The sequence below is a fragment of the Shewanella sp. GD03713 genome, assembly GCF_029843705.1.
Lineage (GTDB): Bacteria > Pseudomonadota > Gammaproteobacteria > Enterobacterales > Shewanellaceae > Shewanella.
Genome location: NZ_JAOCIW010000001.1, coordinates 4380211 through 4404958, shown reverse-complemented (window position 1 = coordinate 4404958; position 24748 = coordinate 4380211). Strand labels below are relative to the sequence as shown.

The 24748-nt window shown below is 48.8% G+C and carries 22 protein-coding genes; 13 read left to right on the top strand and 9 right to left on the bottom strand.

The window, feature by feature from the left end; genetic code table 11:
* Positions 1-20 precede the first annotated feature (20 nt).
* Positions 21-668, top strand: a complete 648-nt coding sequence (gene pyrE / locus N5E87_RS19265; RefSeq protein ID WP_011624328.1) for an orotate phosphoribosyltransferase — start codon at positions 21-23, stop codon at positions 666-668.
* Positions 669-762: 94 nt separating this feature from the next.
* Here the strand turns inward: pyrE and folE are convergent, their stop codons facing one another.
* The 5 genes from folE to coaBC all read right to left on the bottom strand — a co-directional run bounded on the left by folE (position 763) and on the right by coaBC (position 6383).
* Positions 763-1413, bottom strand: coding sequence for a GTP cyclohydrolase I FolE (gene folE, locus N5E87_RS19260; RefSeq protein WP_011624327.1), 651 nt, complete (start codon positions 1411-1413; stop codon positions 763-765).
* A gap of 533 nt (positions 1414-1946) precedes the next feature.
* The gene (locus tag N5E87_RS19255) at positions 1947-3935 is read right to left on the bottom strand and encodes a S9 family peptidase (protein WP_279775727.1); all 1989 of its coding nucleotides are present in this window, start codon (positions 3933-3935) and stop codon (positions 1947-1949) included.
* A gap of 135 nt (positions 3936-4070) precedes the next feature.
* The gene (gene slmA / locus N5E87_RS19250) at positions 4071-4664 is read right to left on the bottom strand and encodes a nucleoid occlusion factor SlmA (protein ID WP_011624325.1); all 594 of its coding nucleotides are present in this window, start codon (positions 4662-4664) and stop codon (positions 4071-4073) included.
* A 30-nt stretch (positions 4665-4694) separates the two neighbouring features.
* Positions 4695-5153: a dUTP diphosphatase gene (gene dut, locus N5E87_RS19245; RefSeq protein ID WP_011624324.1), complete on the bottom strand. Its 459-nt coding sequence runs from the start codon at positions 5151-5153 to the stop codon at positions 4695-4697.
* Positions 5154-6383 (bottom strand): bifunctional phosphopantothenoylcysteine decarboxylase/phosphopantothenate--cysteine ligase CoaBC, encoded by a 1230-nt coding sequence (gene coaBC / locus N5E87_RS19240; RefSeq protein ID WP_086903060.1) that lies wholly within the window; start codon positions 6381-6383, stop codon positions 5154-5156.
* Positions 6384-6504: 121 nt separating this feature from the next.
* Here coaBC and radC point away from each other — a divergent pair, with 121 nt between their 5' ends.
* From radC to N5E87_RS19215, 5 genes are all read left to right on the top strand, one after another.
* Positions 6505-7182 (top strand): DNA repair protein RadC, encoded by a 678-nt coding sequence (gene radC, locus N5E87_RS19235; RefSeq protein WP_011624904.1) that lies wholly within the window; start codon positions 6505-6507, stop codon positions 7180-7182.
* 122 nt (positions 7183-7304) lie between these two features.
* Positions 7305-7541: a 50S ribosomal protein L28 gene (gene rpmB, locus N5E87_RS19230; protein ID WP_006079870.1), complete on the top strand. Its 237-nt coding sequence runs from the start codon at positions 7305-7307 to the stop codon at positions 7539-7541.
* A gap of 6 nt (positions 7542-7547) precedes the next feature.
* On the top strand, positions 7548-7721 hold the full coding sequence (gene rpmG / locus N5E87_RS19225) for a 50S ribosomal protein L33 (RefSeq protein ID WP_006079871.1): 174 nt from the start codon (positions 7548-7550) through the stop codon (positions 7719-7721).
* Positions 7722-8044: 323 nt separating this feature from the next.
* Complete coding sequence (gene argA, locus N5E87_RS19220) at positions 8045-9364, top strand: amino-acid N-acetyltransferase (protein WP_279775725.1); 1320 nt, start codon at positions 8045-8047, stop codon at positions 9362-9364.
* 103 nt (positions 9365-9467) lie between these two features.
* Complete coding sequence (locus N5E87_RS19215; RefSeq protein WP_279775723.1) at positions 9468-9986, top strand: PH domain-containing protein; 519 nt, start codon at positions 9468-9470, stop codon at positions 9984-9986.
* A gap of 59 nt (positions 9987-10045) precedes the next feature.
* Here the strand turns inward: N5E87_RS19215 and rarD are convergent, their stop codons facing one another.
* Entirely contained in the window at positions 10046-10933 is an 888-nt protein-coding gene (gene rarD / locus N5E87_RS19210) for an EamA family transporter RarD (protein ID WP_011718514.1), read from the bottom strand.
* 215 nt (positions 10934-11148) lie between these two features.
* The gene (locus tag N5E87_RS19205; protein WP_011624318.1) at positions 11149-11613 is read right to left on the bottom strand and encodes a thioesterase family protein; all 465 of its coding nucleotides are present in this window, start codon (positions 11611-11613) and stop codon (positions 11149-11151) included.
* 276 nt (positions 11614-11889) lie between these two features.
* Here N5E87_RS19205 and recQ point away from each other — a divergent pair, with 276 nt between their 5' ends.
* On the top strand, positions 11890-13713 hold the full coding sequence (gene recQ, locus N5E87_RS19200; RefSeq protein WP_220054050.1) for a DNA helicase RecQ: 1824 nt from the start codon (positions 11890-11892) through the stop codon (positions 13711-13713).
* Here the strand turns inward: recQ and N5E87_RS19195 are convergent.
* Positions 13695-15473 carry a diguanylate cyclase gene (locus N5E87_RS19195; protein WP_279775721.1) on the bottom strand — a complete coding sequence of 593 codons (1779 nt, stop codon included), beginning with the start codon at positions 15471-15473 and terminating at the stop codon, positions 13695-13697. The genes recQ and N5E87_RS19195 overlap by 19 nt on opposite strands.
* Positions 15474-15969: 496 nt before the next feature.
* Here N5E87_RS19195 and leuA point away from each other — a divergent pair, with 496 nt between their 5' ends.
* The 6 genes from leuA to glpK all read left to right on the top strand — a co-directional run bounded on the left by leuA (position 15970) and on the right by glpK (position 24284).
* Positions 15970-17538: a 2-isopropylmalate synthase gene (gene leuA, locus N5E87_RS19190; protein WP_086903066.1), complete on the top strand. Its 1569-nt coding sequence runs from the start codon at positions 15970-15972 to the stop codon at positions 17536-17538.
* 51 nt (positions 17539-17589) lie between these two features.
* The gene (gene leuB, locus N5E87_RS19185; protein WP_011718509.1) at positions 17590-18684 is read left to right on the top strand and encodes a 3-isopropylmalate dehydrogenase; all 1095 of its coding nucleotides are present in this window, start codon (positions 17590-17592) and stop codon (positions 18682-18684) included.
* Complete coding sequence (gene leuC / locus N5E87_RS19180) at positions 18684-20108, top strand: 3-isopropylmalate dehydratase large subunit (RefSeq protein ID WP_086903067.1); 1425 nt, start codon at positions 18684-18686, stop codon at positions 20106-20108. The genes leuB and leuC overlap by 1 nt, the downstream gene beginning before the upstream one ends.
* Positions 20109-20132: 24 nt before the next feature.
* Entirely contained in the window at positions 20133-20738 is a 606-nt protein-coding gene (gene leuD / locus N5E87_RS19175; protein WP_086903068.1) for a 3-isopropylmalate dehydratase small subunit, read from the top strand.
* Positions 20739-21266: 528 nt separating this feature from the next.
* Positions 21267-22616, top strand: coding sequence for an outer membrane protein transport protein (locus N5E87_RS19170; RefSeq protein WP_086903069.1), 1350 nt, complete (start codon positions 21267-21269; stop codon positions 22614-22616).
* Positions 22617-22799: 183 nt separating this feature from the next.
* Positions 22800-24284, top strand: coding sequence for a glycerol kinase GlpK (gene glpK / locus N5E87_RS19165; protein ID WP_086903070.1), 1485 nt, complete (start codon positions 22800-22802; stop codon positions 24282-24284).
* 67 nt (positions 24285-24351) lie between these two features.
* Here glpK and N5E87_RS19160 read toward each other — a convergent pair whose 3' ends face one another.
* Positions 24352-24672, bottom strand: a complete 321-nt coding sequence (locus N5E87_RS19160; RefSeq protein WP_086903071.1) for a hypothetical protein — start codon at positions 24670-24672, stop codon at positions 24352-24354.
* Positions 24673-24748 lie beyond the last annotated feature (76 nt).

The window sequence follows — 24748 nt, the reverse complement described above, 5'->3', positions numbered from 1 at the left end:
TAAAGTCGTAAGGAGAGATTGTGAAAGCCTATCAACGTGAGTTTATTGAATTTGCCCTAGAGCGTCAGGTACTGCGTTTCGGTGAGTTTACCCTTAAATCGGGCCGTATCAGTCCTTATTTCTTTAATGCGGGTTTATTCAATACTGGACGGGACCTTGCGCGTTTAGGCCGTTTTTATGCGGCGGCGTTAGTGGATTCCGGCATAGAGTACGATCTGTTGTTTGGCCCGGCTTACAAAGGTATTCCGATTGCGACCACGACGGCGGTGGCCTTGTGCGAACACCATGATATCGATATTCCCTACTGCTTTAACCGTAAAGAGAAAAAAGATCACGGTGAAGGCGGCAGCTTAGTCGGTAGCGAGCTTAAAGGTCGGGTAATGCTGGTGGACGATGTGATCACCGCGGGTACGGCGATTCGTGAGTCGATGGAAATCATCGAGGCCCATCAGGCGCAGTTGGCTGGCGTATTAATCGCGCTGGATAGACAAGAGAAGGGCAAGGGTGAACTGTCGGCCATCCAAGAGGTTGAGCGTGATTTTGGCTGCGGTATTGTGGCGATCATCAAGCTTGCGGATCTGATCAGCTACCTGTCAGAAAAACCGGGTATGGAAGCGCAACTGGCGGCGGTAAGCCAGTATCGTGAGCAGTATGGCATCGAGGCCTAATAAGGCTTAAGCGGGTTATAAACCGCTAAAACAAAAACGCTGCGATTCATCAAGAATGGCAGCGTTTTTTTATGCTTTGATTAAATCTAACAGCTTATTTGGATTGATTTAAAAATTCGGCACGGGTGGCTGGGTTAGATTTAAAAATGCCCCCTAAGGCGGTGGTTGTGGTGGAGCTGGTGGAGTCCATCACGCCGCGGGATTTGACGCAGTAATGCACCGCATCCATTTTCACGGCTACGTCTTTGGTTTCGAGCAGGGTTTGCAAGGCAACTAACACTTGTTGAGTTAAGCGCTCTTGCACCTGTGGACGCTGGGAGAAGAAACGTACTATGCGGTTAATCTTTGATAAACCTATAATTTTTTTACGTGGAATATAAGCGATCGTCGCTGTGCCATCGATAGTGACTAAGTGATGCTCACAGGTACTGGTCAGGCTGATATCCTGCACGCGCACCATCTCATCGAAACCCATTTTATTATCAATGACAGTGATCTTCGGGAAGTTTTCATAGTCTAAGCCGGAGAAAATTTCGTCGACATACATTTTGGCGATGCGGCGTGGAGTATCGGCAAGACTGTCGTCGGAAAGATCCAGTGACATTAGCGTCAGGATTTCCTTCATATGGAATTCAATCTTGTCCTTACGCTCTTCAGGCGTAAACACATTGGGGAGCATGGGGGTTTCAAGTCCGCGTTCTTGTAGGGCGGCTTGTACTTTTACTGCTGCTTCACTTAATGCCATCTTATCCTCCACTACTGCAGTAGCGGCTATCACTGAAAACCTAGCACCCTAAACTGAGTTTGTACAATGGGTGAACTCAGGTACAAATCGACTCGTTCTTATCTGGGTAAGAACAAGGTGGGGGAGAATAGCGCGAATTGCGGATAATTCATACCAAAAAACGCTCACGCTGAAGATGAAAAAGCCGATAGTCCTTATCGATTATTGGCTCCTTGAGGCGCTAAAACATCATTATCTTGATGAAGATAATAGGGCGTGTTGACGTTTTAGGGTTATTTTTGCAGCAATTTGGCGGGTTTTTATGCAAGGCAAAGTCCGTGCTGTGTAGTTATTCTACATAAACGGACGATAACGCGGCAGAAAAGCCAGCCAAATGCTGCCCGAAGGGTTCGTCTGGCAAGCCCTTGCTCTTTGTCACTCGTCATTTGAGTAGAATAACTACACTTCATTCCTCGTTTCGCGAGCACGAGCTTGCCAGAACGAACAAAATTTAATCTCGAAACGTCAACACGCCCTAGTTATTTTAGCGAGTACTAAAGTTTTAAGTTGGTTTTTAAGAAGCTCAGCATCTGATCGTAATACTTGGCTCTATGCTCATCGTTATAAAAACCATGGCCTTCGTTATTCATCACCAGTTTTTGGTAGGGATAATTATGGGCTTTGAGAGCTTTTTCGAGTGATTCGAGTTGTTCAATCGGCGCTCGCTCATCGTCACCACCGTGCACCAGTAAGAGGTTTGCTTTCAATTTAGCAACGTTTTCTGAGGGAGACATGGCTTTTAGGTTGGCTTTGTCTTGGCCGAGTACGTCCTTAAGATAGCTTGTGCCTGAACGTGTTCTGGCGACGTCTCCTTCATCAAACATCAACTCCAGATCATACACACCGGCAAACCCAACCGCGCATTTAAACATATCGGGCGCTAATACGGCGCTTTGTAGTGCGCTATAGCCGCCAAAGCTACCGCCTGCGATACACACCCGTTCCTTATCGGCAACGCCTTGATCAATCACATATTGAGTTGCATCGATAATATCGTGCTGAATATCCGAACCCCACTTTTGATAGCCTGCTTGCTCGAAACGCTCGCCATAACCACCTGAGCCGCGGAAGTTAACCTGCAATACCGCCATACCATTTTGAGCGAGTAGTTGGTTTTGTGGGTCAAAGCCCCACCAGTCACGAATGCCATGGGGACCACCATGGGGATTGACGACCAAGGGTAAATTTTTGGCTTCTTTGCCGAAGGGTAAGGTTAAATAGCCATGGATTATTTGGCCATCGCGGTTGGTGAAACTAATAGGTTTAACCTCCGCCATTTTTTCGGGGTCGAGCCATTTACGGGCGGCGGTTAGATACTCTAGCTTGAGCTTTTTCGTATCAAACAAATAGTAATCACCGGGATTGCGATCGTTAAATGCAATCACCACTAATTGTTCGCCATTACGGGTTTCGCTGACGATTTGCACTTGATGCCCCGGTAGTGCCGCGAGTAAATCCTTAAGCAGTTTGGCATGGTTATCGTTGTTATCGACAAAGGCATAACTGGGGTAGCCATTTTCAAACTCAACGGCATACAGCTGCTTATTGGTGCCGTTGATCCAGAAGTTGCTCGGATCGACCGCTTCATCTTGAATAATCTCAGCCTTCTCGCCCGTTTCGAGATTGATGCGATATACGCCTAAGGTTTCGTTACCCACTCGGCCTGCGGCGTAAATACTATTTTTATTATCGGCGAAGGAGATAGGCTTGAAATCGCTTAAGCCAAGGTTGAGTTTGTCGGTGTTTACCCATTCGCCATCTTTGCGGTAAAAGACTTTAGTGATGTTTTTGCCATCTTCCCCAGCCACAAAGCGGACTTCACCCTCATGGTCTGTCATAAAGCGAGCTTGGCCAATGGGAGAACCTGTAATGCGCTTACGCGTGCCGTTAAATAGGTCTACGCGGTAGACATCCTGCAGCAATTCAAAGTTTAAGTTCGATTCATTATTCCAAGGAATCGCATTGACCAGCATATAACGCTCGTCATCAGGCAGAGGATCGAGAATAAAGGCGGTGGCGCGCATTGGGGTGTTTTTCTTGATACTCGATCCGGTTTGTTGCTCGCCGCTGTTATAGCCGAATAGGTACGCCTTGCGAGAACCATCGGCGTTGACCGCCATTAATTCGCCGTAGTATTGGGGTACATCGGTCCAGCCCTTAAGGTATTCTTTTGCCAGTACAATGCGTTCGCTATTGGCCCACTCATAGGTGCCTACCTGCGCGTTGCTCGGGAAGCGAATTGCGTTAAGCATTTTTTTGGTTTTAGCATCGAGTACTAAAAGTACATTTTTGCCTTCGACACTGGTGATTGCACTTAAGTATTTGCCGGTAGGCGAGATCTTGACGTTAGAGTACTCGTTACCGCGACTGAATAATTGGGATTGTGACAGGGCATTTGCCGCCGAGGTTTCGGCCGCGAATGTGCTGAAAGGCATAATAGGCAAGCAAATTACGGCCAATGCAGCAAATGGCAAAGATTTCATCTGACATCCTTGTAATATTATTGTTGTTTTTGTTTTGAAAATGTTTACTCGAGATTAAAACAAAAGAAATACCGATACAAGGCGTGGGGGATAAAAGAAAGGACGGTGATTACCGTCCTTTGTATTGAAAAATCATTAGCTTTGTAACAGCTGATGCTGAATAAAGCGCCACTGTTCATCGAAGTGCTGTGTCGGTTTGAGTTTAAACTCGCTGCGTACAAATTGGGCGATTCGCCCTTCGGCGAAGGCTAACAGCAAATTAGCTAAAATAGCCTCATCTAAATTAAAGCCTTTCCCTTCACGTAGGGTTTTTTCCCGCAGAATTTGCTTGAGTTGGGTTTCAATTTTGGCAAATAGGGTGCTGATACGACTGCGTAGACGCTCGTTTTCACCTAAGAGTGCATCGCCATTGAGTACCCGAGAGATCCCAGGGTTGCGCTCGGCGAAAATCAACAGCAGTTGTAGCACTAATTGGCAACGTCTCATGGTGTCTTTTTCATCGTCCATGATGATGTTGATGCGGGAGAGTAGTGACTCTTCAATAAACTCAATTAACCCTTCAAACATCCGCGCCTTACTCGGAAAGTGGCGATAGAGTGCCGCTTCCGATACACCGACCTCAGAGGCGAGTTTAGCGGTGGTAATACGTTGTCCTGGGCTGGTTTCTAGCATTTGCGCTAGGCATTGCAGTATGTGTTCACGACGATTAATTTTTGGGCTTACAGCCATTGCAGTATCCTTGCTCAATATCGATGCTGGTTATTTAGTGCCAGAATGGCCAAATCCACCTTCACCACGATCTGAGCTGTCGAACTCATCAACGAGTTTGAATTGTGCTTGTACCACTGGAACAAACACGAGTTGTGCGAGACGATCACCAATTTCTAAAGTGAATGGGGTATCGCTGCGGTTCCAGCAAGAAACCATCAAGGGACCTTGATAATCTGAATCGATAAGCCCAACCAGATTGCCGAGTACGATACCGTGCTTATGGCCAAGGCCTGAACGGGGCAGGATCACGGCGGCAAGGCCTGGGTCTGCCACGTGGATGGCGATGCCCGTAGGGATTAACTGAGTCTCACCTGGGGCTATCGTCATTGTGGTATCTATCATGGCGCGAAGATCCATTCCCGCGCTGCCAGGCGTGGCATAGGCGGGCAGGGGAAATTCAGAGCCAATACGGGAATCGAGGATCTTTAATTCAATCGGTGTTTTCATTTATTTTGTTTTTTCTTTCACTATCAACGAAAGTAATTGCCGAGCCAACGTGAGCTTATCGGTAGCAGGCAAATCTTGACTACCCTGCGGCCAGAATACACGCAGGGCATTGGCATCGGCATTAAAGCCAAGGCCAGCAACGGATACATCGTTTGCGGCGATCATATTCAAGTTTTTGCGTTTGAGTTTATCGCGGGCGTAGGTTTCTACATCATGGGTTTCGGCGGCAAATCCCACCACAAAAGGACGGTTTGCCAAGCTTGCGACCGTCGCTAAGATATCAGGATTCCTCACCAGCGCAAGTTGCATTTCTTCGGCGGACTTTTTGATCTTACAGTTCGCAATATCACTGACGCGATAGTCGGCAACCGCCGCGCAGCCAATGAAAATATCTTTTTTATCAACATTATCCATCACAGCGTCGAGCATGTTTTGCGCGGATTCGACATTGATTCGCGTCACCCCCTCTGGGGTGGCTAAATTTACTGGACCTGCGACCAAGGTCACAGCGGCGCCCATGTCGGCGGCGGCTTTCGCTAAGGCGAATCCCATCTTGCCTGAGCTGTGATTAGAGATATAACGCACCGGATCGATAGCTTCGCGGGTAGGCCCTGCGGTAATAAGCACCGACTGGCCTGCTAACGGCTGAGTTTCCTGTTCAGCATAGACATCTTTTGTTGCAAAAAAGCGACTGGCTAATTCTGCGATTTCTAACGGTTCGAGCATACGGCCAGGGCCTACTTCGCCGCAGGCTTGGCTGCCGCTGGCGGGGCCCCACAGGGTATAACCTCGGCCTTGTAAACTCGTTAAATTGGCTTGAGTGGCCGCATTGCGATACATCTGTTGATTCATTGCGGGGCACAGGGCTATCGGCGCTTCGGTCGCAAGGCAAGTGGTGGTGATAAGCTCATCCGCCATGCCCGCATTGATTCGGGCCAGCAAATTTGCCGTTGCAGGGGCGATAATCACTAAATCCGCCCAGCGCGCGAGCTCGATATGACCCATTGCCGCTTCGGCAGCCGGATCGAGTAAACTTGATGCCACGGGATGGCCTGATAAGGCTTGCAGAGTGAGAGGGGTAATAAATTCCATGGCGCTCTGGCTCATCACCACGCGCACATCAAAGCCGCGTTCTTTTAAGCGGCGCACTAAATCTGCACTTTTGTAGGCCGCTATGCCGCCGCCAATACCCAGTAGGACGTTTTTCGTTATCAGGCTCACAGACATCATCCGAGATTGAAATAATGTCGCCAACCATACCACAAAGCGACTAATTGGCGTGACTGTCCCAGTTCAAAAAATCTCGTCCATACTTGTCTAAAGTGAAAATTCGCGCTGACAGGGAGGTCGTATGGCGATTAAGGATTGGCCCGAGGGTGAAGGCCCGCGGGATAAATTATTAGTAAAAGGCGCCGCCCATCTCTCGGATGCAGAATTACTGGCCGTTTTACTGCGAAATGGGCTGAGCGGTTTGAATGCGGTCGACCTTGCACGCTCACTCATTCATGAATTTGGTGGATTAAGAAGCTTACTTTGCGCACCAAAGCATCAGGTGTGTCGACTTCCGGGCGTGGGACCTGTAAAATACGCCCAGCTTCAAGCCGCGGCTGAATTAGCGAGGCGTGTGGCACAAGAAAACCTGCAGAGAGGTCAGGTTTTGACAAATCCCGATTTAACTCGGGATTATTTAATGAGACAATTAGCTGACCGCTCCTATGAAGTGTTCGCAATTTTGCTGCTGGATAGCCAGCATAGAGTGATTCAATTCGTCGAATTATTCCGCGGAACAATAGATTCAGCTTCGGTGTATCCACGTGAAGTGGTGAGCCTAGTGCTGGAGAAAAAGGCTGCTGCCGTCATAGTGTGTCACAATCATCCGTCTGGTATTGCCGAGCCCAGTCAGGCTGACAGACGAATAACTGAGCGATTAAAAAATGCGTTAGCAACCATAGACGTATCCTTACTGGACCATATGGTTGTTGGTGATCGAGAGATAGTTTCCTTCGCGGAACGAGGCTGGATTAATTAATCTAACGCTTGATCTTACCTCTATGATCGTGTATAAAATGCGCCCTCTTTGTGCCTCGGGCGACGGCCATACGAGGTACATTAATGCTCGAGCGTTAAAATTGTTTTTTGGAGAAGACTGACATGTCAAGAGTATGCCAAGTTACTGGCAAGAAGCCGATGGTTGGTAACAACCGTTCGCACGCAAAAAACGCGACCCGTCGTCGTTTTTTACCTAACCTGCAAAACCACCGTTTCTGGTTAGAAGAAGAAAAACGTTTCGTACAGTTACGTGTATCTACTAAAGGTATCCGTCTGATCGATAAGAAAGGTATTGAAGTTGTTGTTGCTGAACTTCGTGCCCGTGGCGAGAAGGTGTAATAGATCATGGCTAAAGCTAAAGGTAATCGTGAGAAGATCAAATTAGTTTCTACAGCTAAAACTGGTCACTTCTACACAACTGAAAAAAACAAGCGTAACATGCCAGAAAAAATGGAAATCAAAAAATTTGATCCAGTTATTCGTCAGCACGTTATCTACAAAGAAGCAAAAATCAAGTAATCCTTGTTTAGTGTTTCGAGAAAAGCCCCTTATCTAAGGGGCTTTTTTTTGGTCTTTTTTTGGCTTCAAGTCATCAAGTTGAGATAAATCTGTCCCATACTTGGCCAGTGCAGCTAAATCACATCGAGTTAAAAAAATGTGATCATTTATCAAAAATGCAATTTTTTGAAAATATAAGCACTTTATTGTATTAAAACTGCATTTTAATGAGAATAAATTCTTTATTGGTGAATTAAAATGCAATACTATACGCGTGTTTTAGTCATTCACTCCTGGTGTGTCATGTTGGCATTGCCAGCTCAAATATGAGGTGTAAACAACGCGTGCGTACCACTGAACTGGTTGATGGATTTCGTCATTCTGCCCCTTACGTCAATGCCCATAGAGGGAAAACCTTTGTGGTGATGTTGGGTGGCGAGGCTTTAGCACAAAATCAATTTCGCGGCATTTTAAATGACGTGGCCCTGTTGCACAGTTTAGGCATTAAAGTGGTGTTGGTGTATGGCGCGAGGCCGCAAATCGATGCGGCATTGGCAGCCAATGGGATTGAACCCGCCTACCACGAAGGTGTACGTATCACCGATGAAGACTCGCTTAAAGTGATCAAACAGGTCGCGGGCGCATTGCAGTTTGATATCACGGCACGTTTATCGATGAGTCTCAGTAATACGCCGATGCAAGGCGCGCAAATCAACTTAGTCAGCGGTAACTTTGTGATCGCCCAGCCTCTGGGGGTCGATAATGGCGTTGATTTTTGTTTAAGCGGCAAAGTGCGCCGTATCGATACTCAAGGGCTTAAGCGTCAGCTCGATAACCACTGTATCGTGTTGATGGGGCCGATTGCCGCATCCGTCACTGGCGAAAGTTTTAACCTCACCGCCGAAGAGATTGCCACTCAAGTCGCGATCAAGCTGAAGGCCGATAAGATGATTGGCTTTAGTTCGCAAAACGGCATCCTCGATCGCAATGGCGATGTGATTGCCGAATTAATGCCAAATGACGCGCAAAACATTCTTAATAAGCTCGCTGAGCAAGGTTCAGCCTGTGTGGGCACCATGGCCTTCCTCAAGGCGAGTATTGATGCGTGCCGCAATGGTGTACCACGTTGTCATTTGGTCAGTTACCTCGATGACGGCGCCTTGCTGCAGGAGTTGTTCTCCCGTGAAGGCATAGGTACGCAAATCGTGACAGAAAGCGCTGAGCGTCTGCGCCGCGCGTCGATTAGCGATATTGGTGGCGTACTAAACTTAATTCGTCCCTTGGAAGAGCAAGGCATTTTGGTGCGCCGCAGTCGTGAGCAGCTTGAGATTGAGATCGAGCAGTTTATGTTGATTGAGCGTGATGGCTTAGTCATTGGCTGTGCGGCCCTGTATCCCTTTGAAGAGGATAACGCCGGGGAGTTTGCCTGTTTGGTGGTGCACCCAGATTATCGCGATGCGGATAGGGGCAGTTTGCTGCTGAAAAACATCATAGGTCAGGCGCGTAGCCGCGGTTATTCCCGTTTGTTTGCCTTGACGACCCGCAGCATTCACTGGTTCTTAGAGCATGGCTTTGTGATTGAAGATGTGGAAGCCTTACCGCAAAAGAAAAAGCAGCTGTATAACTACCAGCGCCGCTCTAAAATTCTCGCCCTCGATCTGTAAGCTTTGCACGCTTGATAAGATGCCAGCCTAGCGCTGGCATTTTTGTTGACATAATATGTCTTTGTTGGCAGATTAAGCTTTTCTTCCTTAAGGACTGCCCACCATGGTGACTCAGTTTTTCTCCCTCGCGCCTCTGACTCAAATCTCCATTTTAAGCTTTATTATCTTGTTGTTAGGCTTAGCTGGCGTACTGTGGATGTTGTGGGTTAAACCTATGCCGAAAGTGGCTAAATCGGCGAGCTTAGGTATTTTGTTAGTGATGATTGGCGGATTTTCTTGGGTGTTTTATCAATCCCATAATGCTGAAATCGCGCTAACCGACACAGAGCTAAAACTTGATATTCCCTTCTATAAAGTGCAGTTAGCACGCTCCGAGCTGCTGGTCGAGCAGGCGCGCATTATCGACTTGAAGCTGGAGGCGGATTTAGCGCCCAGCTTTAAGACCAATGGTATAGGTATGCCAGGGTTTCAACTCGGCTGGTTTAATCTAAAAGGGAAGGGTAAGGCATTTGTGGCTGTGACGGATAAATCCGAGCTAGTGCTAGTGCCAACGACGCGAGGCTACAATCTGCTTTTGTCTGTGCCCGAGGGCGAAAGGTTGATCACCCAGCTACAAAAATAGCAGGCTAAGTACACGCTCACTTAACCACTATTTTTGCAACTGTCGGCTGCGGCGTGATGTTATCGCGCCGTTTTGCGTTTATAGGCCATATCGAAGGTGAACACCAACAGGGCGCTCCAGATAAAACCAAAGGTGATGCTCTTCTCGGCATCGAAGGGTTCATTGAATAAGGTTACCGCGAGGATAAACATAATACTCGGGCCGATATATTGGAAAAAGCCGAGCATAGACAATGGGATGCGTACCGCTGCACCGGCAAAACACAATAGTGGAATTGTGGTAACAATCCCCGCCGCCATCAATAACAAATTAAGATGCCAATCGTTGGTGAGCATATTCGCCGTGGCGCTATCTAAAGTCGCGACCAGATAAACCAATGCGACCGGTAGCAGGATAGCGGTTTCGACTAGCAGACCCGATTTTGCATCCACGTTGACCTTTTTACGCAGCAGCGCATACACCCCGAAGGTGCCCGCCAAGGCGAGGGAAACAATGGGGATTGAACCGAATGAAATCAACTGAATAAGCACGCCAGCGCTCGCCAGCGCGACGGCAAACCATTGCAACTTGCGTAATCTTTCACCTAAAAACAGCATGCCGAGCAGCACATTCAGTAGGGGGTTAATAAAGTAACCCAAGCTGGCATCGAGCATATGATCGTTATTCACGGCCCAGATAAAAATCAACCAGTTGGCGGCAATCAGCAGGGAGGTGATGGTGAGCACGAGTAACTGCTTTGGCTGTTTAAACAGTTGGCGCAGCTTTCCAAAGCCACCGATAAACAGCATGATGATCACCATAAACACAAATGACCAGATCACCCGATGCAGTAAAATTTCGGTCGCCGAAACATGGTGGAGTAGTTTGAAATATAAGGGCGCAAATCCCCACATACAGTAAGCACTGACGGCGAGTAGGATCCCTTTGCGGTATTCAGTATCAGGCATGAGACATCTTCGAAGGACAACAGGACGGCGATTGTAGGAGGCTATGGGAATTGACTCAAGGTGTGTGCGGTCGCCTTTTTCGTTACAGGATGTCTCTAATAACCTGTGCTCAGCAAAAAGCAGAGGGAAACACCTGAATAATCAAGGTGTTTTCCTTTAACTTATCGATGATGAATGCGGTAAAAAATTTCTAAAAAACGATGTGTGACAACGGACTAGCCAACCATATAAGTGCCAGTGCCGAAGGCGATATGGGTTCCTTGCTCATTATGAAGCTCCATGCGACACACTGAGACGCGATTGCCGGCACGGATCACGCTGCCCGTGCCAGTGAAAACCTGTCCACGCCCGGGGCGCAGGTAATCGACGCGCATATCGATAGTGCCTAAGGTCTGCAACCGTTGTTGTAACTCCTCCACAGTCCAATCATCACGGCTAGCAACCAGTCCCGCAAAGGCGGTGAGCCCTCCTACCACATCGAGCACGGTGGCAGTGACTCCACCGTGGAGAATTTGTTGGTGAATATTGCCAATGAGTTCTGGCTTCATATTAATCACCACTTCGACGCCATCTATGTCGTAGCGTTTGATATCCAGACCCAATAAATTATGAAACGGTACGTGCTGGTCAAACACTTCGGCAACACGTTTGAGTACTTCGGCTTGAATTGGGTTTGTCATGCTGTTCGTCCTTGTAGGCTGTAGGGCTTCTTAGAATAGGGTCGAAACACGCACAATGGCGTTCGACTTAGAGCAATTAATCTACAGCCAAGCCTATGCCTAATGCAACTTAAGCCTTTGTGTGGGGAAATCGTTTTAGGCGTTGTGATAAGCCGTGAAAGTAGGCTAAGCCTATTCCATAGTTGTTCGCGCGGAGGCAGTTTGGGCAAGATGGCGCAAGACAGGAGCGATTCTGTCCTTTAGAATAGGCGCCCTTACTTTTTAGCTAGAAGATCCATGGAAACTCAGTTACTCGACATACATGATGATCCGCTGTCGCAACGCCTCGCGCAGGTGTTTGGCTACCGTGACTTTAGGGACGGTCAGCGCGAGGTTATCGAACGTGTATGCAGTGGTGAGGATTGCCTTGTGATCATGCCCACTGGCGGCGGTAAGAGTCTGTGTTACCAATTGCCCGCACTGCTGATGCCTGGCATTACTATCGTGGTATCACCGCTGATTTCATTGATGAAAGATCAGGTCGACAGCCTGTTGCAGACGGGTGTCAATGCCGCCTATTTAAACTCCTCGCAGCCGCGGGAGCAGAGTGTAGAGGTGCTTAGGCAGTTGCATCGAGGCGAGCTAAAACTGCTATATGTGTCTCCTGAACGGTTACTTACTGGCGATTTTATCGAGCGTATGCGCTCCCTGCCGCTATCGATGTTTGCCATCGATGAGGCGCACTGCATCAGTCAATGGGGACACGATTTTCGTCCTGAATATGCCGCCCTTGGCCAGTTAAAGCAGCTCTTCCCCCATGTGCCCATGATGGCGCTCACCGCCACAGCGGATCAGGCGACGCGGCAAAATATTTGCGAACGCCTAGGGATTAATCCCTTTAGGTTACTATCGAGTTTCGATCGGCCTAATATTCGCTATACGGTTGCCGAAAAACTCAATGCCGCGAATCAATTACGACAGTTTTTACTGCAACAAAATGGCAGTAGCGGCATAGTCTATTGCAGCAGTCGTCGCCGTGTGGATGAGGTGGCTGAACGGCTCACCCTACAAGGGTTTCATGCTAAGGCATACCATGCGGGTATGACGCCACAAGAGCGCGGTGAAGTGCAGGATAGCTTCCTTAAAGATCAAATTGATATCGTGGTTGCCACCGTAGCCTTTGGTATGGGGATTAACAAATCCAACGTGCGCTTTGTGGTGCATTACGATATTCCTAAGAGCATCGAAGCCTATTATCAAGAAACCGGTCGAGCGGGGCGCGATGGACTCGAGGCCGAAGCCTTTATGCTGTTTGATCCTGCCGATATTGGGCGAGTGCGCCATCTTATTGAGCAGTCGGAGCCAGGGCCGCAGCAGCAGGTGGATTTCCATAAGCTCAATACCATGGCTGCATTTGCAGAGGCACAAACTTGTCGTCGCCAAGTGTTGCTGCATTACTTCGATGAGAGCGCGTTAGAGCCCTGCGGCAACTGCGATATTTGTCTCGACCCGCCTAAACGTTATAACGGCACCGAGGATGCGCAGAAGGTGCTGTCTTGCATCTATCGGCTTGGGCAACGCTTTGGTATCAATCACTTGATTGAAGTCTTGCGTGGCTCCAAGGGCGCAGCGATTGTGGATAGAGGGCACGATAAACTCAGCACTTGGGGCATAGGCAAGGACAAAAGCCATGAATATTGGCTGAGTGTAATCCGTCAGCTGATTCACTTAGGGCTTGCGAGCCAAGATATTACGCGGGGCTCGTCCATTACCTTAAACCCTTCGGCAAGGCCGATCCTTAAGGGCGAGGTGGCGCTAATGTTGGCAGAGCCACGGATTCAACTGACCAACATTAAGCGCAAAGTCACTCAATCGCGGGCACCGCTGAATTACGACCGCAAACTGTTTGCGAGGCTAAAAGCCCTACGTCGTACTATTGCCGAGGAGCAGGATGTGCCGCCCTATCTGGTGTTTAACGATGCGACCCTAGCGGAAATGGCGGCCATGATGCCCACCAGTCCCGGTGAAATGCTGGCGGTTAACGGCGTTGGTGAGCGTAAACTCAGCCGATTTGGCGACGATTTCCTCGATGAAATTGCCGCCTATTTAGCGGGGGAATAATCGCTTTGTGGGTCGCTCCCCTTGAGTTTACCTAATTGATTGATGCTCGCGCGCTTAACCAAAGAATCCAAAGTATCAAACTGTTGCATCACCGCAACGCCAATATTCACCTTGCTTGTTCCTTGTAAGGTTTGGATGGTGGGGGTGATTTGACCGACGACTTTCTGCGCGCCCACGGCAGAGGTATAAGGTAACACAATGACTATCTCATCTATCGAATAGCGCAATAGTTTGTCCTGCTCACGTAGCTTGTCTTGTAACTTATCCATTAGCGCGGGTAGATCGACTTGGCGAATTTGGCTGGCATTGAGCAGCAACAGCGACAATGGATAATCGCCCTGCTTAGCGCTGTGAAGTGTTAACTCGAGTAGTTGTTGTGGTGGCAGATTTTGGCTGTCTGATCCAGCTGATGGTGCACGATTATTTTGTTTATCAATGAAATACCAAATGGCACCGCCCAAGAAGGCCATGGCGACTAAAAATAGCGTGCTATAGGCCCAATCGATATTGAGCTCTTTCAGTACCGAGGTGTGAGTTGGCTGATTCTCCTTGCTCGCCAGTTGTAGTCCTTGCTGATTTAATCTGGCCTTAAATTGCAGGATACGGGTGTTATTCATCGACTCGTTAGCAAGCTCTGTGGCATCGAAACGTTTTTGCAAATACTCGTAGGCAAGTTTGTAGTTGTCGTGGGTTTGATAATAATCGCTCAAAATGCCATAAAACCACTTTAGATCAGAGTATTGCTTTAATGACTCTCCCTGCTCTATGGCGGAGTTCATAAGGGCTAACGCCGCTTCATCTCTATGTTGTGCAAACCGGATCTGTGCCAATAAACGGGTCGAGCGCATCATCGCTGCCCGTTGGTTTTGCAGCTTAAAAGTGTTCATGGCAATGGAGATGTATTCTTCGGCAGTGTCCATTCGTCCCTTATCGAGGGCGATTGAAGCCAAAACGGCATAACTATAAGCCAGTTCTAAGGGAGAGCCGATTTCGGGTAACAAGGCTTTTGCCTGTTTCTCCAGTTGGTCGCTGTATTCTCTATCTTGATTATCTAACGCGAGACGCGATGCGTTTAGTAGTAACACATGCCGTGCCTTCCCCTTAGCATCGGGACTGTTGAGTGCCATATTGGTGTAATACATGGCTTGGGGTAAATCATGGGTTGCGTAGAGCAAACTGCCCATAGCGGCATAGACATAGGCCTGCGGCGGCCACACCCAATTTTGAGTCTGGGTATGAATATCGGGATAAATATCGATAGCGATGCGCAAATCTTCGATGGCGGAGGAGAAGTTATCCGTGTTGGTATCGAGTTGCCCCCTTAACCGCAGTGCATCGATTAGGGCTTGAGGTTGCTGATAACGTCTCGCGAGGGTAATCGCTGAATCGAGCAAGGGTAAGGCATCTTGGACATTATCATAATTGAGATAGGCATCGGCCTGACAATTCAAAAAGTAGGGACGTGCCTGATCGAGTTTTAGCTGTTTGGCACTGGCTTCGCCCATCTGGGCAAGGTTGATTGCCGCTTCATTTTCCCCTAATTGCAACAAGTTTTGGCACTTGAGCATACTGAGGCGAAGCCTATCAATATCACTAGAGTTATCAGTGGTTTGTTGTTTCTCTAGTGCGCTAATTTGCGTCAAAGCCTTGGTCGGATACTGATAAATCAGTTCAGCAAGTGCATCGAGTTGGTCGTTAGCACTGACCCCAAAAGGGAATAGCCATAACAACAGGCTAAGCGCTAAGACGCGAAAATCCATTTTTTGCTCCATACCATGCATTAATTCTAATATCCGTAACCGCGGGCGAGGATTATAACGTGTCTCAAGGCTTTTTTGCATAAAAAATGATTTTTTTGTTCAAATTTTGACTTGAGCCATTTTGTGGATTTTTCTCTACTGACAAGGGATTAACGAGAGTCTTGTCGAGTGAATATGGGTAAATTTTGCTATTTTGCAGCAAATAACTCGAAGAACATGAAAAAAATTGGGGTTGACACACTTAAGCAAGCGAGTTAAATATTAACCGTCCTTATTTTGAGTCAATAGAATAAATATTTAATTTAAATGAATAGAATTAGCAGCAAACTCGACCTCCTCCTTCTCTCTCTCGCGCCACAAACGCGGAGGTCTTAGTGTTGCTCGCTCGATAGATAGGCAAAACACTCATAAACCCCGCACCAATGTTGCGGGGTTTTTTGTATCTGAATACGGCAAAAGTTAAATAATGAACGGTGACGTTCCATGGAGAAGCGAGATGTCTAACAGAGTAATTATATTTGATACCACCTTACGTGATGGCGAGCAGGCGTTAGCGGCAAGCCTGTCGGTCAAAGAAAAGTTACAGATCGCCATGGCGTTAGAACGTCTCGGTGTGGATGTAATGGAAGTCGGGTTTCCCGTGTCTTCCCCCGGTGACTTTGAGTCGGTGCAGACTATTGCCCGTACCATCAAAAATAGCCGTGTGTGCGCCTTATCCCGCGCCTTGGAAAAAGATATCGATGCCGCAGCCCAAGCATTATCGGTGGCTGAACAGTTCCGTATTCATACCTTTATCTCCACCTCGACTATCCATGTGGAGAGCAAGTTAAAGCGCTCATTCGAGCAAGTGTTGGAGATGGCGGTAGGCGCAGTGAAGTATGCCCGCAGGTTTACCGATGATGTAGAATTTTCCTGCGAAGATGCGGGGCGCACGCCAATCGACAACCTGTGCCGTATGGTAGAAGCGGCGATTCACGCAGGGGCTCGTACCATCAATATCCCTGATACCGTGGGCTACACAGTGCCAAGCGAGTTTGGGGGCATTATTCAAACCCTGTTTAATCGCGTACCGAATATCGATCAAGCCATTATCTCGGTTCACTGCCATGACGACTTAGGCATGTCGGTGGCCAATTCGATTACCGCCGTACAGCATGGTGCTCGCCAAATCGAATGTACCATGAACGGTATTGGTGAGCGTGCGGGTAACTGCTCCCTAGAAGAAATCGCCATGATCTTAGCGACGCGTAAGAATCTGCTGGGAGTTGAAACTGGGATCAATGCTAAAGAGATCCACCGCACGTCGAATCTGGTCAGCCAGTTGTGCAATATGCCGATCCAGTCGAATAAGGCGATTGTGGGCGCGAATGCCTTTACCCACTCTTCGGGGATTCACCAAGATGGTATGTTAAAGGCACAAAACACCTATGAAATCATGACGCCAGAGAGCATCGGCCTAAACCGTAACAACCTGAATATGACCTCGCGCTCAGGCCGCCATGTGATTAAGCATCGCATGGAGGAAATGGGCTACAGCGAGCAGGATTTCAATCTGGATGCCCTGTACGAACAGTTTTTACATTTGGCCGATAAAAAGGGCCAAGTCTTCGATTACGACTTAGAAGCCTTAGCCTTTATGGAGGCGCAAGCGGCGGAAGATAACTTCTATCAATTACAGCAGTTAGTGGTGCAATCCGACTCCACCGAAGGCGTTGCCACAGCTACTGTACGCATCGATGTCGGCGGAGAGATTAAAACCGAAGCTGCGACCGGTAATGGTCCCGTTGATGCCGCCTATAACGCCATTGCCCGTGCGACGAACCGTCGTATCGATATCATCAGCTACAAATTGGGCGCTAAGGGCGAGGGGCAAAATGCGCTTGGCCAGGTCGACATTACCGCGGTTTACCATGAACAAAATTTCCACGGTGTCGGCTTAGCGACCGACGTGGTTGAGGCATCAGCCCGTGCGTTAGTGCACGTGATGAACCTGACTTGCCGCGCTGATAAGGTCGCAGATTACAAACAGAATATGCATAAAAACAGAGAGCTGGGCGGCGTATAACCCAAGCGATATCGAGCATAAAGTTTTCACATTGAAGGAGTGAGCGGGCGTATGAGTTATCAAATTGCAGTATTAGCCGGGGATGGTATTGGGCCAGAAGTGATGGCCGAGGCGCGTAAGGTGTTAAAGGCGGTTGAGGCACGTTTTGGTCTTAACATTGAATACTCTGAATATGATGTCGGCGGTATCGCCATCGACAACCACGGTTGTCCATTGCCTGAGGCAACACTGAAAGGTTGTGAAGCGGCCGATGCCATTCTATTCGGTTCAGTCGGTGGTCCTAAATGGGAAAAACTGCCGCCGAATGAACAACCCGAGCGTGGTGCATTGCTGCCGCTACGGGGTCACTTCGAACTGTTTTGTAACCTGCGTCCGGCGAAATTGCATGATGGTTTAGAACATATGTCGCCGCTGCGCAGCGATATTTCTGCTAGAGGCTTCGATGTTCTCTGCGTGCGTGAGTTAACGGGTGGGATCTACTTCGGTAAGCCTAAGGGTCGCCAAGGTGAAGGTGAGAGCGAAGAAGCCTTCGATACCATGCGTTACAGCCGCCGCGAGATTGCCCGTATCGCACGCATTGCCTTCGAAGCCGCCCGCGGTCGCCGTAAAAAAGTCACTTCGGTCGACAAGGCAAACGTCTTAGCTTGCTCGGTATTGTGGCGCCAAGTGGTAGAAGAAGTGGCGGTGGACTTCCCCGATGTTGAACTGGAACACATCTATATCGACAACGCGACCATGCAGTTGCTGCGCCGCCCCGATGAGTTTGACGTTATGCTGTGCTCTAACCTGTTTGGCGATATTTTATCGGACGAAATCGCCATGCTGACTGGCTCCATGGGTTTGTTGTCTTCGGCGAGTATGAATAGCACTGGCTTTGGTTTGTTTGAACCCGCTGGTGGCAGTGCGCCGGATATCGCGGGGAAAGGTATTGCTAACCCGATTGCACAAATTCTGTCGGCTGCACTGATGCTGCGTCACAGCTTAAAGCAAGAAGAAGCGGCGAGTGCCATTGAGCGCGCCGTGAGCAAGGCGCTGAATTCTGGCTATTTAACCGGTGAGCTATTAAGTAGCGACCAACGCCATAAGGCCAAATCGACAGTCGAAATGGGCAACTTTATCGCCGATGCAGTTAAGGCAGGTGTGTAATGACGACTCCTTCAACATCAAACGCTCCGAAAACCCTGTATCAAAAGGTGTGGGATGCCCACGTTGTGGCAACCCCAGAGGGCGAAGCGCCGATCATTTATGTCGACAGACATTTGGTTCACGAAGTGACATCGCCCCAAGCCTTTAGTGGCTTAAAAGTGGCTGGGCGTAAGTTACGCGCTCCAGAGAAAACCTTCGCGACCATGGATCACAACACTTCGACGCGCAGTGCTAGCCTAGATGCTTTAAGCCCTATGGCACGCACTCAGGTCGAGACCTTGGCGCAAAACTGTAAAGACTTCGGCGTGCGCTTATATGACATTCACCATCCTAATCAAGGGATTGTGCATGTGATGGGGCCTGAGCTTGGCATTACCTTACCCGGCACAGTGATTGTGTGTGGTGATTCCCATACCGCGACTCATGGTGCATTTGGCGCCTTGGCTTTCGGTATTGGCACTTCCGAGGTGGAGCATGTGCTGGCGACGCAAACCCTGCGACAATTAAAAGCTAAGACCATGAAAATCGAAGTACGTGGTCATGTTACCGATGGCGTAACTGCTAAAGATATCGTACTGGCTATTATCGGTAAGATAGGTATGGATGGCGGCACTGGCTATGTGGTTGAGTTTTGTGGTGAGGCCATTGAAGCGCTGTCGATGGAAGGGCGCATGACTGTCTGCAATATGGCGATTGAAATGGGCGCTAAGGCGGGCATGGTCGCGCCGGATCAAACCACTTTCGATTACCTAGAAGGCCGTGAGTTTGCACCAAAGGGCGAAGATTGGGCAGAGGCCGTCGCCGCTTGGAAGGCGCTGAAAACCGATGTTGGCGCTGAGTTTGATGCCACCGTCGTGTTAGATGCGGCCGATATTGCGCCGCAGTTGACTTGGGGCACCAACCCCGGACAAGTGGTTGCCATCGATGCGCCCGTGCCTAATCCTGCCGATGAGGCAAATCCGACGATTCGCGCTAGCATGGAAAAAGCCTTGGACTATATCGGCTTAACCGCAGGCACGCCGATGACAGACGTCGCGATTAACAAAGTCTTTATTGGTTCTTGCACTAACTCGCGGATTGAAGATTTACGCAGCGCGGCGAAACAGGCGCAAGGACGTAAAGTGGCTTCGGGCGTTACGGCAATCGTAGTGCCGGGTTCTGGTCAAGTGAAGGCACAGGCCGAGGCCGAAGGGCTAGATAAAATTTTTATCGAGGCTGGATTCGAATGGCGTTTACCGGGCTGTTCTATGTGTTTGGCGATGAACGACGACAGATTAGAAGCGGGCGATCGCTGCGCCTCGACCAGTAACCGTAACTTCGAAGGGCGCCAAGGTCGTGGTAGTCGCACCCATTTGGTGAGTCCAGCGATGGCGGCAGCGGCGGCGATCGCGGGGCATTTTGTCGATATCCGTAAACCTTACTAACCGTAATCCCAAGAGGAGAAGTTAATGCAACCTTTTACTAGCCATACCGGGCTTGCGGTCATGATCGACAGCGCCAATATCGATACCGATCAAATTATCCCGAAGCAATTTTTATCTAAGGTGACGCGGGATGGATTCGGTGTGCACCTATTCCACGATTGGCGCTATCTCGATGATGCCGGGGATGTGCCTAATCCTGATTTTACTCTAAACAAGCCTCGCTATAGTGGTGCGTCGATTCTGCTGGCACAGGAAAACTTTGGCTGCGGCTCCAGCCGTGAACACGCACCATGGGCATTAGCGGATTTTGGCCTGCGCGCCATTATTGCCCCGAGCTTTGCAGATATTTTTTATGGAAACTCCATCAATAACGGTTTGTTGCCAGTGAAGCTGAGCGCGAATGAAGTGCGTCAGTTAATGGATGAGGTGGCGAGCGAAGAAGGCGCACAAATCACAGTCGATTTAACGACTTGTAAGGTTACATCGCCTTCGGGAGCTGAGTTTAGCTTTACGTTGGCCGAGTCGGCGCGGCATAAATTGCTGAATGGTTTAGATGCCATTGGCTTGACCTTGTCCCACGGAGTGCAGATAGGCGAGTACGAATCACAAATCCCAAGCTGGCGATGCTAAGTATTCGGCGAACACTTGTACCTTAATGGATGTTAATCTTAAACGCCTAGTTCGAAAACTAGGCGTTTTTATTATCTACGCTTAAGTCGTGAATACTAATCTATTGTATTTATTGATTTAAAGTGAAGGCATTCTTTCCTGCATCGCAATCAAAATGAGCGCTAGTGATTTATGCTGAATTTTAATGGGTAAAATGGCTTACAAGTGTTTATAGGTTTCACTACTATTAATGCATTGTTTATAAAGCAATTTAATCGTCAATGTAGTAACGTTGAAAAATATTTTCAGCAAATGGTGCTTCGCATTTTCACTTATCATTCTTGTTTTAAAAGTGATTTATCTCACTAAAAATATTGAATGCCTTTTGATAACTAGTTTTTTTGTCTGTTTTATTCCCGCTTGTTGCAAACATCTTCTGCATCGGTAAACTGCCTCGCATTCAATCTGGAGTGTTTGCTCTATTTTGTGTGAACGCCATTGTGACCAGGTTACTGGCACAGATAACAATAATATTTTCTGAGAATAACAATGCAAAAACGTCTTCTGACTTTGGCTGTGACTGCGGCCTTATTAAGCACAACGACTCAAGTCAATGCAGCGGGTTTCCAACTGGCCGAATACTCAGCGACGGGGTTAGGCCGCGCCTTTGCCGGTGAAGCCGCGATTGCCGATAACGCTTCAGTACAAGGCCGCAACCCAGCGATGCTGACCTATTTAGAAGGCCGTCAGCTGTCTGCGGGTGGTATCTATGTGATGCCTAATGTGGATGTTAAAGGTGATGTGAGCCTAAGCTCGCCATTACTGGGCCCAAATCCCGTTGAAATGAAAGGCGGCGATGCCTTAGATGTGGCCGATGATGCGTTAGTGCCTAACTTCTATTATTCCAATCAGTTAAATGACCAATGGACTTGGGGTCTGGCGGTTAACTCTAACTATGGTCTGTCAACCGAGTTACCTAAAACCCACGCTGCGGCGATTTTCGGTAATAAAACTGCGGTGACCACTGTTGAGTTTAACCCTAACATCGCTTACCGCGTAAATGATGCTGTCAGCGTCGGTGGTGGGGTACGTATCGTTTACGGTGAAGGTGAAATCGGTGCCTCGTTACCGGGTTGGGTCGATGGCATTAAGCCCGCATTACCAGAACAAGTGTCTGCCATGCTACCGCCGGGTGGTACTGAGCTGAAAAGCATGAAAGGCGACGACATTGGCTACGGCTGGCAATTAGGCACGAGCTGGCAGATTAATCCTGCACACCGTGTCGGTCTGGCCTATCACAGCGGCGTAAAGCTTGATTTAGAAGGTCATGCATCAGGTGTGATTTACGATGGCGGCCAGAATCTGTCAATTGAAGGTTACATTCCGCTCGAACTGCCTGCATTTGCCGAGCTGTCCTCCTATCACCAATTAACGGATAACTGGGCAATGCACGCCAGCGTTAACTGGACCGATTGGAGCGTATTCGATCAGTTAGTGGCTTACTTCCCTGGTGAAGTTAAGCCAAAGGGTGACTTAGAGTCTGACTTAGTCAAAGAAGAGCACTTTGAAGATAACTGGCGCTTTGCCTTAGGTACCACCTATCAAGTCAGCAATGAATGGTTAGTACGCGCGGGTGTGGCCTTAGATAAAACGGCGGCCACTAATGAATGGCGTACTACGACTATCCCTGACTCTGACCGTCTGTGGTTCTCTGTTGGTGCGGGCTATCAGGCAACTAAAAACCTGAATGTTGATTTTGCACTGACCTATATCCGTGCCACGGGTGATGCGCCAATCAACGAACAGCAAAATCTGCTTAACCTTGCTACAGTGAGTTTCAACGGTGAAGCGAGTGGTGATGTTTGGTTAGCCGGTATCCAAATGAGCTACAAGATGTAATCATCTAGCTGATGAAAAAGCCCTGAATCTTCAGGGCTTTTTTGTGCCTAAAATAACGTGGCTTGATGCGCATTTGCCAGATGTTGGCTAGTCATGGCAAATGCGAATATATTCAGAGCATAATCAATGAGTCATTAAGAATCTGCCGATTTGAATATGGCAGAGGACAAATAGGATAGTCGTGTGCAGAAAAAATACGTAGTGGCGTTAGACCAAGGCACAACCAGCTCAAGAGCGATTGTGTTTGACCACGATGCCAATATTGTCAGCGTTTCGCAGCGGGAGTTTACTCAGCTTTATCCAAACCCCGGCTGGGTGGAGCATGATCCCATGGAGATCTGGGCGAGCCAAAGTTCGGTGTTGATCGAATCCCTTGCCAGAGCGGGGATTCACAGCGATGAAGTGGCGGCCATTGGTATCACCAATCAGCGCGAAACCACCATTATCTGGGAAAAGGCCACTGGCAAACCCGTCTACAATGGCATTGTGTGGCAGTGTCGCCGCAGCTCAGAGATCTGTGAGCAACTCAAGGCCCAAGGCTTAGAAGATTATGTGCGGGAGAATACGGGACTCCTGCTTGACCCTTATTTTTCAGGCACTAAGATCAAATGGATCCTCGATAATGTGCCGGATGCGCGTGCAAAAGCCAAACGAGGCGAGCTCTTATTCGGCACGGTTGATACTTGGTTGCTGTGGAAACTCACCGAAGGCAAAGTGCATGTGACCGACCCCACCAATGCAGCCCGTACGCTGCTGTTTAATATCCACAGCCTGAGTTGGGATAGCAAGCTGCTGGAGGCGCTCGATATTCCTGCCGCTATGTTGCCTGAAGTGAAACCTTCTTGCAGTGTCTATGGCACAACCCGTATTGCCGGTGAGGGCAGCGAAATTCCTCTCGCGGGGATCGCGGGCGATCAACAGGCGGCGCTCTTTGGCCAGCTTTGTGTTGAGCCGGGAATGGCCAAAAATACCTATGGCACTGGCTGCTTTTTATTAATGAATACAGGCAATAAAGCCGTGCGTTCATCCCATGGTTTATTAACCACAGTGGCGGTAGGCGCTCAAGGTGAAGTGAACTACGCCCTCGAAGGCTCAGTATTTATGGGCGGCGCGACGATTCAATGGTTAAGGGATGAGCTGGGATTGATTCGCGATGCCAGCGACACCGAATATTTTGCCTCTAAAGTCGCAGATACCAATGGCGTGTATTTAGTGCCAGCCTTTGTCGGACTTGGCGCTCCCTATTGGGATCCTAATGCCCGTGGCGCACTGTTTGGGTTAACGCGTGGCGCCAACCGTAATCATATTATCCGCGCGGCGTTGGAGTCGATTGCCTACCAGAGTAAGGATTTGCTCGATGCCATGATTAAGGACAGCGGTGAGCGGCTTAAATCCCTTAAGGTCGATGGCGGCGCGGTTGCTAATGACTTCCTGATGCAATTTCAAGCGGATATCACCGACGTTGAAGTCTTAAGGCCGAGCGTGTGTGAGACCACAGCACTTGGCGCAGCCTTTTTAGCGGGTCTTGCGGTTGGTTTTTGGACCTCAGTGACCGAACTTGAGCATAAGGCCTGTATCGATAAACACTTCAAACCGAATATAGATGCGAGTCAAAGGGAGTTGTTATATGCGGGCTGGCAAGATGCGGTGGCTAGAACCCGTTCTTAGTTTCTTTTAAGCCTGAAACACATAAGGCGCACCTGAGGTTGCGCCTTATTCATTTAATCGCCGTAAGTTAAACTTCGATGTCGATGATGTGTTTGCTGGACGATTGTGCGGTGTCAGCGGTATCGTCGGTAACTTCGAGCACCACACCCTCTTTTAAATCTTGTTGTTTGTCCGATGCGCGGCGCTTTTTATTACGACTGGCGTTGTCGTTTTTGCGCCTTTCCCTGACTTTAACATCTAGCGTTGGGGGCAATTGTGACTGCGGGGTTTCATGGCTATCGGGCGCATTAGCAGTCGCACCGCTCACCTGATCGACGACCCGTTTTGGGGTTAATACGGGTTTTACTGGCTGTGCCAGCATAGCGTAAAGACTGTCCAATCCACTCATAGCGCCTCCTTGGTTTATGACCACTTAACCTTTTATCGGCGGGAACTGCTTAATATTTAGACTATACGCCGATTTA

Bases quoted from the DNA above. Each gene is read 5' to 3' on its own strand.
- folE (WP_011624327.1), bottom strand. From the start codon at position 1,413: ATGGCATTAAGTGAAGCAGCAGTAAAAGTACAAGCCGCCCTACAAGAA.
- N5E87_RS19255 (WP_279775727.1), bottom strand. From the start codon at position 3,935: ATGAAATCTTTGCCATTTGCTGCATTGGCCGTAATTTGCTTGCCTATT.
- slmA (WP_011624325.1), bottom strand. From the start codon at position 4,664: ATGGCTGTAAGCCCAAAAATTAATCGTCGTGAACACATACTGCAATGC.
- dut (WP_011624324.1), bottom strand. From the start codon at position 5,153: ATGAAAACACCGATTGAATTAAAGATCCTCGATTCCCGTATTGGCTCT.
- coaBC (WP_086903060.1), bottom strand. From the start codon at position 6,383: ATGATGTCTGTGAGCCTGATAACGAAAAACGTCCTACTGGGTATTGGC.
- radC (WP_011624904.1), top strand. From the start codon at position 6,505: ATGGCGATTAAGGATTGGCCCGAGGGTGAAGGCCCGCGGGATAAATTA.
- rpmB (WP_006079870.1), top strand. From the start codon at position 7,305: ATGTCAAGAGTATGCCAAGTTACTGGCAAGAAGCCGATGGTTGGTAAC.
- rpmG (WP_006079871.1), top strand. From the start codon at position 7,548: ATGGCTAAAGCTAAAGGTAATCGTGAGAAGATCAAATTAGTTTCTACA.
- N5E87_RS19215 (WP_279775723.1), top strand. From the start codon at position 9,468: ATGGTGACTCAGTTTTTCTCCCTCGCGCCTCTGACTCAAATCTCCATT.
- rarD (WP_011718514.1), bottom strand. From the start codon at position 10,933: ATGCCTGATACTGAATACCGCAAAGGGATCCTACTCGCCGTCAGTGCT.
- N5E87_RS19205 (WP_011624318.1), bottom strand. From the start codon at position 11,613: ATGACAAACCCAATTCAAGCCGAAGTACTCAAACGTGTTGCCGAAGTG.
- recQ (WP_220054050.1), top strand. From the start codon at position 11,890: ATGGAAACTCAGTTACTCGACATACATGATGATCCGCTGTCGCAACGC.
- N5E87_RS19195 (WP_279775721.1), bottom strand. From the start codon at position 15,473: ATGGATTTTCGCGTCTTAGCGCTTAGCCTGTTGTTATGGCTATTCCCT.
- leuA (WP_086903066.1), top strand. From the start codon at position 15,970: ATGTCTAACAGAGTAATTATATTTGATACCACCTTACGTGATGGCGAG.
- leuB (WP_011718509.1), top strand. From the start codon at position 17,590: ATGAGTTATCAAATTGCAGTATTAGCCGGGGATGGTATTGGGCCAGAA.
- leuC (WP_086903067.1), top strand. From the start codon at position 18,684: ATGACGACTCCTTCAACATCAAACGCTCCGAAAACCCTGTATCAAAAG.
- leuD (WP_086903068.1), top strand. From the start codon at position 20,133: ATGCAACCTTTTACTAGCCATACCGGGCTTGCGGTCATGATCGACAGC.
- N5E87_RS19170 (WP_086903069.1), top strand. From the start codon at position 21,267: ATGCAAAAACGTCTTCTGACTTTGGCTGTGACTGCGGCCTTATTAAGC.
- N5E87_RS19160 (WP_086903071.1), bottom strand. From the start codon at position 24,672: ATGAGTGGATTGGACAGTCTTTACGCTATGCTGGCACAGCCAGTAAAA.